This is a genomic window from Streptomyces sp. NPDC012466, from assembly GCF_042955215.1.
In the GTDB taxonomy this organism is placed as follows: domain Bacteria; phylum Actinomycetota; class Actinomycetes; order Streptomycetales; family Streptomycetaceae; genus Streptomyces.
Genome location: NZ_JBIBEQ010000004.1, coordinates 486845 through 500239, shown reverse-complemented (window position 1 = coordinate 500239; position 13395 = coordinate 486845). Strand labels below are relative to the sequence as shown.

The 13395-nt window shown below is 69.5% G+C and carries 9 protein-coding genes; 3 read left to right on the top strand and 6 right to left on the bottom strand.

The window, feature by feature from the left end; genetic code table 11:
• Window positions 1-44: 44 nt before the first annotated feature.
• From ACFY9E_RS18230 to ACFY9E_RS18220, 3 genes are all read left to right on the top strand, one after another.
• Complete coding sequence (locus ACFY9E_RS18230) at window positions 45-1538, top strand: arabinofuranosidase catalytic domain-containing protein (protein ID WP_390984778.1); 1494 nt, start codon at window positions 45-47, stop codon at window positions 1536-1538.
• Window positions 1539-1567: 29 nt separating this feature from the next.
• A complete protein-coding gene (locus ACFY9E_RS18225) occupies window positions 1568-2899 on the top strand; it encodes a ricin-type beta-trefoil lectin domain protein (protein WP_390984776.1) in 1332 nt (443 codons plus the stop codon).
• Between the two features lie 113 nt (window positions 2900-3012).
• A complete protein-coding gene (locus tag ACFY9E_RS18220) occupies window positions 3013-4341 on the top strand; it encodes a PHB depolymerase family esterase (protein ID WP_390984774.1) in 1329 nt (442 codons plus the stop codon).
• Window positions 4342-4427: 86 nt separating this feature from the next.
• Here ACFY9E_RS18220 and ACFY9E_RS18215 read toward each other — a convergent pair whose 3' ends face one another.
• From ACFY9E_RS18215 to ACFY9E_RS18190, 6 genes are all read right to left on the bottom strand, one after another.
• On the bottom strand, window positions 4428-6140 hold the full coding sequence (locus ACFY9E_RS18215; protein ID WP_390984772.1) for a ThuA domain-containing protein: 1713 nt from the start codon (window positions 6138-6140) through the stop codon (window positions 4428-4430).
• 29 nt (window positions 6141-6169) lie between these two features.
• The gene (locus ACFY9E_RS18210; RefSeq protein ID WP_390984770.1) at window positions 6170-9007 is read right to left on the bottom strand and encodes a carbohydrate-binding protein; all 2838 of its coding nucleotides are present in this window, start codon (window positions 9005-9007) and stop codon (window positions 6170-6172) included.
• 629 nt (window positions 9008-9636) lie between these two features.
• Window positions 9637-10272 (bottom strand): LUD domain-containing protein, encoded by a 636-nt coding sequence (locus ACFY9E_RS18205; protein ID WP_390984768.1) that lies wholly within the window; start codon window positions 10270-10272, stop codon window positions 9637-9639.
• Complete coding sequence (locus ACFY9E_RS18200) at window positions 10269-11768, bottom strand: LutB/LldF family L-lactate oxidation iron-sulfur protein (RefSeq protein ID WP_390984765.1); 1500 nt, start codon at window positions 11766-11768, stop codon at window positions 10269-10271. The genes ACFY9E_RS18205 and ACFY9E_RS18200 overlap by 4 nt, the downstream gene beginning before the upstream one ends.
• Window positions 11765-12505 (bottom strand): heterodisulfide reductase-related iron-sulfur binding cluster, encoded by a 741-nt coding sequence (locus ACFY9E_RS18195; protein WP_390984762.1) that lies wholly within the window; start codon window positions 12503-12505, stop codon window positions 11765-11767. The genes ACFY9E_RS18200 and ACFY9E_RS18195 overlap by 4 nt, the downstream gene beginning before the upstream one ends.
• A complete protein-coding gene (locus ACFY9E_RS18190) occupies window positions 12496-13395 on the bottom strand; it encodes an amidohydrolase family protein (protein WP_390984760.1) in 900 nt (299 codons plus the stop codon). Before ACFY9E_RS18190 ends, ACFY9E_RS18195 begins: the two co-directional genes overlap by 10 nt.

Genomic DNA, 13395 nt, shown 5'->3' with positions numbered 1-13395 from the left:
TTGCGCGCCGGGCATCCCACCCTACGAACAGGTGAGGAACCGCCATGGTGTTTCGGATACCTCGGCCCCGCCGGTACGGACGGCTGTCCGCGCTGGGCACCGCCCTGGCGCTGGTCGCCGTCGGAGCCACCGCGGTGGCGGCCCCGATCGAGCCCGGGCAGAGCGCCCCCATCGTGGGCACGCAGTCCGGCCGCTGTCTGACCGTCCCCGGCGCCGGCACCACCAACGGCACCCAGACCCAGCTCTCGGACTGCACCGGCGCGGCCGGCCAGACCTGGACCTACACCACAGGCAAACAACTGACCCTCTCCGGAGGCAAGTGCCTGGACGCCAGCGGACGCGGCACCACCAACGGCACCCCGGTCGTCATCTGGGACTGCAACGGCCAGAACAACCAGCAATGGAACGTCAACCCCAACGGCACCATCACCGGCGTCCACTCCGGACTGTGCCTCGACGCCAACGCCGGCGGCACCGCCAACGGCACCAGAATCACCCTCTGGACCTGCCACGGCGGCACCAACCAGCAGTGGAGCTCGCCGACCCCGCCGCCGAACCCGCCGGTGCCGGGCGGCGCGGGCACGTGCGACATCTACGCCTCGGGCGGCACCCCCTGCATCGCCGCCCACAGCACCGTACGAGCGCTCTACGGCACCTACGACGGCAACCTCTACCAGGTCCGGCGCGCGTCCGACAGCACGACCCGGAACATCGGCGTCCGGAGCGCGGGTGGCGCCGCCGACGCGACGACGCAGGACTCGTTCTGCGCGGGGACCACCTGTGTCATCACCGTCGTCTACGACCAGTCCGGCCGCGGGAACGACCTGTGGTACCAGGGATCGAGTGTGGTTCCCGGATCCAGCCAGAGCCGCCCGGCCACCGCGACGTCGGAGTCGCTGGCGGTCGGCGGCAGCAAGGCCTACTCGCTCTACATCAACCCCGGCAACAGCTACTGGCGGGACGGTCACCTGACCGGTGTGCCGACCGGCAGCGCCCCCGAAGGCATGTACATGGTGACCAGCGGCACCCATGTCAACGGCGGCTGCTGCTTCGACTACGGCAACAGTGAGACGACCCGGGCGGCCGACGCGGCCGGGGCGATGGACGCGATCAATTTCAGCACCCAGTGCTGGTTCGGCGGCTGCGCCGGCTCCGGCCCATGGGTCCAGGCCGACCTCGAATGGGGGCTCTACTCCGGTGGCAGTCAGACCTGGAACGCGAACCAGCGGGCCTTCACCAGCAAGTTCGTGACGGCGATGTTGAAGAACAACGGGACGAGCCGTTTCGCACTCAAGGGCGGCAACGGCCAGACCGGAAGCCTGACAACGCTCTGGGACGGCGCGCTTCCGCCCGGCTACAGCCCCATGAAGAAGCAGGGCGCCATCATCCTCGGCAGCGGTGGTGACTGCTGCAAGCCCGGCGGCGGCGCGAACCTCAGCGCCGGCACCTTCTACGAGGGCGCGATGGTGTCCGGATACCCGTCCGACGCAACCGAGAACGCGGTACAAGCCAACATCGTCGCCGCCGGCTACCGCTGAGTCACTGCATCCCTGAACGGAGAAACGTGATGCGACAAGGCAACAATCGTCACCGATGGCGCACGCTGATCGCCTCGGCCGTCACCCTCTTACTCGCCGCGGCCGGCATCAACGGCATCGCGCAGACGTCCGCCGCCGCCGAGGCCCCCTCCCTCACCGCGAGCGCCGGATGTGGCAAGCCCCCCACGCTGTCGAGTGGTCCGCGCTCGATCCAGAGCAGCGGCAAGACGCGGAACTACATCCTGCGGTTGCCGGCCAACTACGACAACAACCGCCCGTACCGACTGGTCTTCGGTTTCCACTGGAACGGCGGCACCGCAGGCGACGTCGACTCGGGCGGTACCAGCGGATACTCCTGGTCGTACTACGGCCTGCGGGCGATCTCGAACGACAGCGCGATCTTCGTCGCACCACAGGGCCTCGGGAACGGCTGGGCCAACTCCAATGGCGAGGATCTGACCTTCGTGGACGACATGATCAGGCAGATCGACGCGGGCCTGTGTGTCGACACCAACCAGCGCTTCGCCGGGGGCTTCAGCTACGGAGGCGGCATGAGTTTCGCCCTCGCGTGCGCCCGGCCGACAGTGTTCCGCGCCGTCGCCGTCTACGCGGGCGGACAGTTGAGCGGGTGCAACGGCGGTACCCAGCCGGTCGCGTACATCGGACTGCACGGCTTGCGGGACCCGGTGCTCCCGATCTCCACAGGACGTTCGCTGCGGGACAGGTTCGTGCGGAACAACGGTTGCACTCCCCAGAACCCGCCGGAGCCGGCACGGGGCAGCCTCACGCACGTCGTCACGACCTACTCGGGCTGCCGCGCCGGCTACCCCGTGGCATGGGCCGCGTTCGACGCGGGTCATACGCCGGGTCCAGTCGATGGATCGGCCGGCGACTACGAACCGGGTGAGAGGTCGTGGACCCGAGCGGTGGTGTGGAACTTCTTCACTCAGTTCGACGACACGACGCCCAACCCGCCGAACCCGACCACGTTCCGGCTGACCAACCAGGGTTCGGGCCGGTGCCTGGACGTCAACGGCGAGAACGCGGCCAACGGCACACCGATGATCATCTGGGACTGCCACAGCAACGCCAACCAGCGGTTCACCCAGAACGGTGCGGCGCTGCAGGTGCTGGGCAAGTGCGTGCACGTCCCGGCCGACGCCGCCGCCGGCACGCGGGTGCAGATCCAGGACTGCAACGGTGGCGCGAACCAGCAGTGGGTCTTCAACGGCAACGGCACGATCCGCAACGGTCAGAACGGGTTGTGCCTGGACGTCAACGGCGCGAGCACCGCCAACGGCTCCGCGGTCATCGTGTGGAACTGCCACGACGGCGCCAACCAGCGCTGGACGCGAGCATAGGCGCACAAGTGAAGGCGGCACGTGACATCACGTGCCGCCTTCACTTGCTCCGTGGCGAGCCTGGGCGCACCACTCCATCACCGTGGTCTTACCGATGACCGAGGAGCCCGGAAATGAGAAGGATCTTCATGGCGGTCGCCGCGGTGCTCGCCATCGCTGTGGCGTCGCTCGTCCGGCCGGCGGTCGCGGCGCCGGCGGCCGCGGCCACGCTCGTCGAGGTCACCGGCTTCGGCGCCAACCCGACGAACCTGCGCATGTACCTGTACGTGCCGGACCGCCTGGCGGCGCGGCCGGCCGTCGTGGTCGCCTCGCACTACTGCGGGGGAAGTGGCCCGGCCTTCCACGCCGGAAGGCCGTACGCCTCGCTGGCGGACCGGTACGGCTACATCGTGATCTACCCGTCGGTGACGCGCAGCAGCAAGTGCTGGGACGTCGCGTCGCCACAGGCGCTGCGGCGCGGCGGAGGCAGTGACCCGGTCGGGATCATGTCGATGGTCGACTACGTGAAGCAGCGGTTCCCCGTGGATCCCGCCAGGATCTTCGCCGTCGGTGAGTCGTCCGGGGCGATGATGACCAACGTCCTGCTCGGCCTCTATCCGGACGTGATCGCCGCGGGTGCCTCGATCGCCGGCGTGCCGTTCGCTTGCTTCGCCACGGCCAACGGCTCGGAGTGGAACGCCGACTGCGCTCAGGGGCGGATCACGAAGACCCCGCAGCAGTGGGGTGACCTGGTGCGGGGCGCCTACCCGGGGTACACCGGGCCGCGGCCCCGGATGCAGATCTGGCACGGCACCGACGACGACGTCCTGCGGTACCCCAACTTCGGGGAGCAGGTCAAGCAGTGGACGAACGTGCACGGCCTCGGCCAGACGCCCGTGCTCACCGACTCGCCGAAGGCCGGCTACACCCGCACCCGCTACGGCAGTTCGAGCGGCGCCGCGCCGGTCGAGGCGATCAGCCTGCAAGGCCGGGGGCACGGTCTGCCGGACGAGACCGCGGAGATCATCCGCTTCTTCGGCCTTGACACGACGCCGCCCACCACCCCGCCGTCCCCCATGGCTCAGCAGATCGTGGGTACGCAGTCCGGCCGCTGTCTGACCGTCCCCGGCTCCAGTACCACCAACGGCACCCAGACCCAACTCTCGGACTGCACCGGCGCGGCCGGCCAGACCTGGACCTACACCGCAGGCAAACAACTGACCCTCTCCGGCGGCAAGTGCCTGGACGCCAGCGGACGCGGCACCACCAACGGCACCCCGGTCGTCATCTGGGACTGCAACGGCCAGAACAACCAGCAGTGGAACGTCAACCCCAACGGCACCATCACCGGCGTCCACTCCGGACTGTGCCTCGACGCCAACGCCGCAGGCACCGCCAACGGCACCAGAATCACCCTCTGGACCTGCCACGGCGGCACCAATCAGCAGTGGAGCCGCCGTTGAGCGGCGGCGCCGTGCCTCTCCTCGCCTGAGAACCCGGAAGGGCCACCGCCCAGTGGCAGGTGGCCCTTCCGGCGTGCCGCGTCAGCTCAGGGCAGGGTCCATTTCTGGTTGGCTCCGCCGTTGCAGGACCACAGGTGCACGAGGGTGCCGTCCGAGGAGTTGGCGCCCGACACGTCCAGGCACTTGCCCGACTGCGGGCTGCGCAGCGACCCGTCAGCAGACGCCTGCCAGTTCTGGTTGGCACCACCGTGGCAGGACCACAACTGGACTTTCGCCCCGTCGGCCGTGCTGTTACCGCTGACATCCAGGCACTTGCCCAGCGCCTTGACCGTGGACCCCGGCGTCACCGTCCACTGCTGCCTCGCCGAGCCCGTGCACGACGAGATCTGCACCGCCGCCCCGTCCGCCGAGCTGCCGTCACGGACATCCAGACACTTGCCCGCGAGCCCCACGACCGAACCCGCGCCGGGGGTGGGTGGCGGGCTGCCGCCCAGCTCCTTGATCCGGACGTTGCGGAACGATACGTCGTCCCCCGTGCCGTGATTCTGGATGCCGACGTGGCCGGCGAGCGAGCGGGCGGGGTCGGTGTTGGTGAAGTCATTGATCTTCACGCCGTTGAGCCAGACCTGGAGCCGCTCGCCCTCCACGAGCAACTCGAAGGTGTTCCACTCGCCCGGTGGGTTGAGCGCCGCGTCCCGGGCAGCCGTGTCCGGGGCCTTCACGGCGTAGATCGACCCGGTCGTGCGGTCAGGCGCGTCGGTGGCGTCGATCTGGACCTCGTAGCCGTTGTCCAGTGCCGACGACGGGTCGCTCGACGGTGGGAAGCCCACGATCACGCCGGAGTTGTCGTCGCCGGGCATCTTCCAGTCCAGCTTCAGCGAATAGTTGGTGAACTGCCGGGTGCTGTACCAGAGCATGCCCATGCCGCCGGACGAGGTGAGGGTGGCGTCCGAGTTGGTGAAGCCGCCCGGGCCGGCCTGCGACCAGCCGGTGGTCGAGCCGTTGTAGAGGGTCGTATAGCCGGTCTCGGGCCGGCAGTCGGCCTTGGTCCGGCCTGCCGCGTACCGGATGCCGCCGAGCAGGTGCGCCCGGAACGCCGGCTCCGCGTACGACGCCTGGCTGTGCCCGCCGCCGGTGTAGAAGGCCCGGCCCCCCGAGTGGGTCTTGCACCATGTGTGCGGGTGGTCGGCGCCCATCGAGCCACCCGAGTACGACGACTCGTCCAGCGTGGTGAGAACGCGCGCGGTGGCGCGGGGGTTGGTCCGGAAGTTGTACCACTCATCGGTGCGGGTCCATGTCTGCGGCAGGTGGGCGGTCGCCGCGTGCGCCCGCCCCTCCACCTTGACGTTGGCCCGCTGGACAGCGGGGTGCGAGGCGAAGTAGGCGCCGACCAGTTCGCCGTAGAACGGCCAGTTGTACTCCGTGTCCGCGGCCGAGTGGACGCCGACGAAGCCGCCGCCCGATCCGATGTACGACTGGAAAGCCGACTGCTGGGCGTCGTTCAGAACGTCGCCGGTGGTGTTGAGGAAGATCACCGCCTCGTAACGGCTCAGGTTGCCGGTGGTGAAGTGGTTGCCGTCCTCCGTGGCCGTCACCGTGAAACTGTTCGCGGCGCCGAGGTCGCGGACGGCCTGGATCCCTGCCGGGATCGAGTCGTGCCGGAATCCGGCCGTCTTGGAGAACACGAGGACGTCGTAGGACGTGTCCGCGGCACTGACGGGGCTGGGCTGCCCGAGGAGGGCCAGGGCGGCGAGTGTCGCGATCGCCCCACCAAGCAGGGTTCGGGGTTGTCTGCGCATGTCCGTCGCTCTCTTCCTGGTGACAGATATCAGGGCAGGGTCCATTTCTGGTTGGCTCCGCCGTTGCAGGACCACAGGTGCACGAGGGTGCCGTCCGAGGAGTTGGCGCCCGACACGTCCAGGCACTTGCCCGACTGCGGGCTGCGCAGCGACCCGTCCGCGTTCGCCTGCCAGTTCTGGTTGGCGCCACCGTTGCAGGACCACAGCTGGACTTTCGCCCCGTCGGCCGTGCTGCTAGCGCTGACATCCAGGCACTTGCCCAGCGCCTTGACCGTCGACCCCGGCGTCACCGTCCACTGCTGCCTCGCCGAGCCCGTGCACGACGAGATCTGCACCGCCGCCCCGTCCGCCGAGCTGCCGTCACGGACATCCAGACACTTGCCCGCGAGCCCCACGACCGGACCCGCGCCGGGTGTCGGTCCACCGCCGGAATTGAAGGTGAACGCGTCGACGTCGAAGAGGAATCCGGAGCCGCCGCTGAAGGTCAGGTAGAGCGTGGTGGTGCCGGCCGGCGCGCCGGAGATCGATCCGTTGACGGTGGTGAAGTTCGTCCACGAGCCGGTGACCGGGACGGTGGCGGAGCCGAGGACGGTGCCGGTCGGCGAGCCGGCCCGGACCTGCAACGTGCCGCCCGCGCCGGCTGACGACACCCGGGCGCTGAACGACGTGGCGTTGCTCAGCTTGTACGGCTCGAAGGCGATCCAGTCGCCGTTCTCGATGTCACCGACGGACTTGCCGCCCTCGGCGGTCGACTTGTCGTAGGTGGTGATGCCGGACGATGTCTTGTAGTGCTCGGCCTGCCGGTGCTTCGGCTGAAGGATGTGCTGGGTGTGCGTGGTGAGCCCGGCTTTGTCGGTGTACTCGGCGTCGAAGACCCCGAAGATGTTCGCCGCGTCGTCGTGCTCACCGTCGACCGGGATGGTGATCGTGCCGGAGCAACCGGTCTTCGAGGTGATCGGGTGGCCGTGGCTGTCGTGACCGACGATGTACGTCAGCTTGACCTTGGCGCAGTCGACCGTGCCGTCCTCCGGATCCGTCACGGTGATGGTGAACGGCACGGTGTCGCCGAAGGCGAAGATCTCCCCCGCGTCGGGGCTGTTGATGGTCACGGTCGGCGCGGTGTTGCCGACGGTGATCCGCACGTCGGCGGTGCCGGTGGCACCCTGTTGGTCGCGCACGGTCAGCGTGGCCGTGTAGTCGCCGTTGGTGTTGTACGTCTTCGTCGGGTTGGCGGCGGTGGAGCTGGTGCCGTCACCGAAGTTCCACGCGTAGGTCAGTGCCCCACCGTCGGGGTCGGATGAGCCGGCCGAGGAGAACGTCACGGTCAGCGGCGCCGCGCCGGAGGTCCGGTTGGCGCCGGCCATCGCCGTGGGCGCCCGGTTGCCGCTGCCGACGTAGTCGAAGCGGTAGAGGGCGGAGTACTGGTCGCCCTGGTACAGCCCGGCGCCGTAGTCCAGCACGTAGTAGGAGCCGTCCGGGCCGAACGCCGAGTCGATCACCTGCTTGCCGTTCCAGGGGAAGCTGTCGATGGTCCCCGGGGAGCCGTCGGCATTGAGGTGGATCGGCTTGATCCAGCCGCGGCCGAACTCCGTGGCGAAGAACTGCCCGTCGAACGACTGCGGGAACTTCGTGGGCGAGCTGACGTCGGGGTCGTACCGGTACACCGGGCCCGCCATCGGCGACTCCGAGCCGCTGCCGAACGCCGGCGGGCTGCCGGCCTCGCCGCCGTAACGGATCCAGGCAGCCTTGGCGGGGGGCAGCGTGCTCAAGCCGGTATTGCGGAACGAGTTGTTCGTCGGTCCGCCCGAGCAGTTGTACTTCGCGCCTGCCGTGTTGCTGGCGAAGTCCCACTCGGCGTACGTCTCGGAGCTCGTGTTCGTGCCGCTGCAGTAGGGCCAGCCGTAGAAACCCGGGCCCGTGATGCGGTTGAACTCGACCTGGCCCTGCGGCCCGCGTGCCGAGGTGGCGCCGGCATCGGGGCCGTAGTCGCCGACGTAGACGATGCCGGTGGCCTTGTCCACGCTCATCCGGAACGGGTTGCGCAGGCCCATCGCGTAGACCTCCGGCCGGGTCCTTGCCGTGCCGGGCGGGAACAGGTTGCCTGCCGGGATCGAGTACGACCCGTTCTCGTTCACCTTGATTCGTAAGATCTTGCCGCGCAGGTCGTTGGTGTTGGCGGCGGAGCGCTGCGCGTCGAACGCCGGGTTGCGGTTGGTCCGCTCGTCGAGTGGGGAATATCCGGCGGACTCGAACGGGTTGGTGTCGTCGCCGGTGGACAGGTACAGGTTGCCTGCCCCGTCGAAGTCGATGTCTCCGCCGGCGTGGCAGCAGATGCCTCGGTCGGCCGCCACGTCGAGGATGTCCACTTTGCTGGCCTGGTTGAGCGTGAAGTCGGCGTTGAGCGTGAACCGGGAGAGCCGGTTGACGCCCTGCCACGTCGACCAGTTGCCGCCGGTGGTCGGGGCGTCGCCGCCTGGTGTGGACAGCGGCGGGGCGTAGTAGAGGTAGATGTGCCGGTTGGTGGCGAAACCCGGGTCGATGCCGATGCCCTGCAGGCCGTCCTCGTCGTGGGCGTACACGGGGATGCTGCCGATCACCTTGGTGGTGCCGCCCGCATCCGTGCGGCGCACGGTCCCGTTGCGAGCGGTGTGCAGCACCGACCGGTCGGCGAGTACGGCCAGCGACATCGGCTCACCGACCTCCGCCACCCCGCGGGCCAGTTGGACCTGCTGGAAGTCGGCGGGGTTGATCGGGTGCGCCGAGGCCGGTGTCGCACTGGACAAGACCGCGCTGAGAGCGGCCGCGACCAGGAGCAGAGCCGAACCGATGGCCGGCCAACGCGCGACCGCAGCCCTTCCGACGATCATGAGCATGACAATGCACTCCCCTTCCTGAACAGGTGGCTGCCAGGCTTGGGGCGCGCGCTGCCGCGCCGATGCCGTAGCGGTTCGGCCCGCTGGGTGTGCTTCAGCAGGCCACTACGCCGAGCGGGGGCAACCGCTCGGAAACATGAGAAGTCGATGGCTACCGCGCTGTCGGGTCACATCGACGACCGTGACGGTCCACCGACAAGGCTAGAAGACTTCAGCCCGATGTGTCCATACTCCCTTCCGGACCAGCCAGGCTTCTGGTCTCTTGTGGAGGAAACGACGAAGGGCCCGACCCGGTCTCACCTTCGCTCCCGTACGGCCGACGTGACCGTACGCGTGGCGACGACCAGAGTCCGTTCCGCGAGCCGCTGACCGGCTGGAGGCGCGGGTTTTGCTGAAGGCGGCCGCCTTGTCCGATCGTGAGCGAAGACGACGGTCACGCGATCGTTCTTCGGTGGCTGGCAACGGCATTGCCGCGTCCTCGCCGACCTCGCCGACCTCGCCGACGCACCACGCCGCCCCCGGGACCCCGGGCCCATTCTCAAGCCCGGGGTCTCGTGCGCCGGTTCGGGACGGGCGCAGTCGCACGGACCGCGTAGGCCGCTGGCAGGTAGGCGATCAGGCCGCTACGTGGCCGCGACGACGATGATGTCCAGCGTCCGCGGGCCGTGCACACCCTCGACCCGGTCGAGCTCGATGTCACTGGTCGCCGAGGGACCGGACACCAGTGTCAGAGGGCGGTACGGATCGAGTCGGCTCAGCGCCTCGGGCACGTCGGGGACGATCTGGTCCTCGCGGACCAGGCAGATGTGCTGGTCCGTCAGGAGGGTCAGGGCCCGGCGGCCCTGGCCGGGGCCGTGGTCGAGGATGACGGTCCCGGTGACGGCGATGGCGGTCGCGCTGGTGGTGAGCACCGCGTCCGCCGCGTCGAGCTGTCCTGGCGTCAGCGGCGGAGTGTCCTCCAGCAGCGTCCAGGGTCCCTCGGGGATGAGATCGGCGGGCAGGCCCGGCGGGACGACCAGCGCACGTGCGCCGGTGCGTGCCAGCGCGTCTTTGACCGCGGCAGCGGCACGTGCCGCCGGAACGACGACCACCGTGGCGCGGTATTCGGCAGTGCGTTCGCTGAAGAGTTGGACGATGTCCGGCCCCGTGTGGTTGTTGCGGTGACCGTGTGGGGGTGGTGGGCCGCCGGGGTTCTCGGAGCGGGGCACGTCGGTCAGTGCGTTTCTGACCGCCCGCAGCACGGTGTCGCGGCCGCTCATCGGCGTCCCTCTTCTTCCGTCGTCGTACGGCCTTGTGTTTCGTTCAAGGTTTTGGTGCGGCGCCACCACGCGCGCAGGGACTCCCGGGCTGGTGCCGGCGTGTCGCGGGTGCCGGTCCAGCGGGCCAGCGGACCCGGCAGGGAACCGATGAGGCCGTCGCGGGCGACGAGGCGGGCGCCGAGTGCGGCCAGCCGGTGGGCTGCCGCGAGCCGCTTCGGGGAGGACATGACCCATCCGGCGGCCTTCATGGCCAGTGCCTCGGCGGTGGGCAGGAGCCGGCTGCGGCGTTTGGCCTCCACGGCCTCGGCACGCAGATGGACCAGCACCTCCGGAATGTTGATCTTCACGGGGCAGGCGTCGTAGCAGGCGCCGCACAGGGTCGAGGCGAAGGGCAGTGAGGCCGCGTTCTCCACTCCGACGAGCTGCGGGGTCAGTACGGCTCCGATCGGTCCGGGGTACACGGAGCCGTAGGCGTGGCCGCCGGTGCGCTCGTACACCGGGCAGACGTTCAGGCAGGCCGAGCAGCGGATGCAGGACAGAGCCTGCCGGCCCACCTCGTCGGTCAGGGTGGCGGTACGGCCGTTGTCGAGCAGCACCAGGTGGAATGTTGTGGGGCCGTCGCCTTCGGTGACGCCGGTCCACAGCGAGGTGTACGGGTTCATCCGCTCGCCGGTCGAGGACCGTGGCAGCAGTTGGAGGAAGACGTCCAGGTCGGCGAAGGAGGGCAGGACCTTCTCGATGCCCATGACGGTGATGAGGGTGTCCGGCAGGGTCAGGCACATCCGGCCGTTGCCCTCCGACTCCACGACCACCACCGTGCCGGTGTCGGCGGCCGCGAAGTTGGCGCCGGAGACGGCGACCTTGCACCGCAGGAACTTCTCGCGCAGATGCAGCCGGGCGGCTTCGGCGAGATCGCGTGGATCGTCGCCGAGGCCGTCCGGGGCCGGTCTGCCCCACTCCCCCATCTCCCGCAAGAAGATCTCCCGGATCTCGGAGCGGCCCCGGTGGATGGCGGGTACGAGGATGTGGGACGGGCGGTCACCGCCCAACTGCACGATGAGCTCGGCGAGATCGGTCTCGTAGGGGCGGATGCCCGCTTCGGCGAGCGCCTCGTTGAGGCCGATCTCCTGGGGGGCCATCGACTTGACTTTGACGACCTCACGCTCACCGGTCGCCTTCACCAGGTGGGTGACGATGCGGTTGGCCTCGGCGGCGTCCGCGGCCCAGTGGACCGTGCCCCCGGCGGCGGTCACCGCCTTCTCCAGCCGCAGCAGATGGTGGTCGAGGTGGCGCAGGGTGTGGCGCTTGATGGCCGCCGCCCTCTCGCGCAGCTCCTCCCAGTCGTCGAGTTCGGCGGAGACCGCCAGCCGCTTGTCGCGGATGGTTGCGGTGGCGCGGCGCAGGTTAGCGCGCAGTCGGGTGTCGGCGAGCGCGGCGCGCGCGGCCTCGGGAAAGGCCGGCGTGCCCAGCCATACGACGTTGTCGGCGCCGCTCACCGTGTGTCCCCTTCCGTGGAGGCCAGGATCTCGGCCAGGTGCAGGGTCCCGATGCCCGTACGGAGCCGGGACAGGCCGCCGCCGATGTGCGTGAGGCAGGAGTTGTCGCCCGCGCACAGGAACTCGGCTGCGGTGCTTTGGACGTGGCGCATCTTGTCGGCCAGCATGGCGTGGGAGACCTCGTGGTTCTTCAGGGCGAAGGTGCCGCCGAAGCCGCAGCAGGAGTCGGCGGCGGGCAGCTCGACGAGGTCGATGCCCCTGACGGCGCGCAGCAGGCGCAGTGGCCGGTCACCGACGCGCAGCATGCGCAGCGAGTGGCAGGTCGGGTGGTAGGTGACGCGGTGCGGGAAGTAGGCGCCGACGTCGGTGACGCCGAGGACGTCGGCGAGGAGTTCCGACAGTTCGTACACCGTGGGGACCACCTCTTCCACGGCCTCGGTGAGGGCGGTGTCCCCGTACTGGGCGGCCACCACCCGGTGGTGGTCGCGCACCATGCCCGCGCAGGAGCCGGAAGGGGCGACGACGGCGTCGTAGCCCGCGAAGACCTCCGCGAAGCGGCGCACCATCGGCAGTGTCTGCGCGCGGTAGCCGGTGTTGAAGTGCATCTGTCCGCAGCAGGTCTGGCCCTGCGGGAACTCCACGGTGTGGCCGAGCCGTTCCAGCAGGGCGGTCACCGCGCGGCCGGTGCTCGGGAACATGGTGTCGTTGAAGCAGGTGATGAACAGAGCTATGCGCATGGTGTTTCCTGGGGTGGGCCCGGGGATCCGGTGACGGTCAGGCCGTAGGTCCGCACGGCGGTGCCGGTGAAAACCTGGTGGCGTTCCGCGGAGGTGAGCTGGGCCGTCAACTCGCGGGCTGCTGCGATGACTTGAGCGTAGTCGGCGGCGAGTCGGCAGACGGGCCAGTCGGAGCCGAACATCAGCCGGTCGGGGCCGAAGGCGTCCAGGACGGTGTCGGCGTACGGCTTGAGATCCCGTGTGGTCCAAGAGCCCCAGTCGGCTTCGGTGACCAGGCCGGAGAGTTTGCAACGAGTGTTGGGGAGGGCGGCGAGCCGTCGGGTCTCCTCGGCCCAGGGTGCGAGGGCGCCGGACGCGATGGGCGGCTTGCCGAGGTGGTCGAGGACGAACGTGAGGTGTGGAAGGCGCGTGGCGGCCTCGGCCGCGGCCTTGAGCTGGTGGGGCTTGACCACGAGGTCGTAGACGAGTCCCGCTTCGGCGACCGCGGTCAGACCACGCAGCACGTCGGGGCGCACCAGCCAGCGGGGGTCCGGTTCTGCCTGTACCTGGTGGCGGATGCCCACCAGGTACTCGCCTCCCGGGCCCGCCCGCAACGACGCGAGCTGGTCGGCGACATCGGGTGCGGTCAGGTCCGTCCAGCCGACGACACCGGCGACCAGATCGCTGCACGCGGCCAGCTGAAGAAACTCCGGGGTCTCCTGCGGCACGGTGATCGTCTGCACCAGCACAGTGGCGGTGACCCCGGCCGTGCGGGCCTCCGGCTCCAGGTCGGCGAGAAGGAAGTCGCGGCGCAGCGGCGCGAGTTCGGGGCCGCTGATCCAGTCCTGATCGCGGACGGACAGGTCCCACACGTGATGGTGCGCGTCGACGACGCCGGGTTCGGTCTCCAC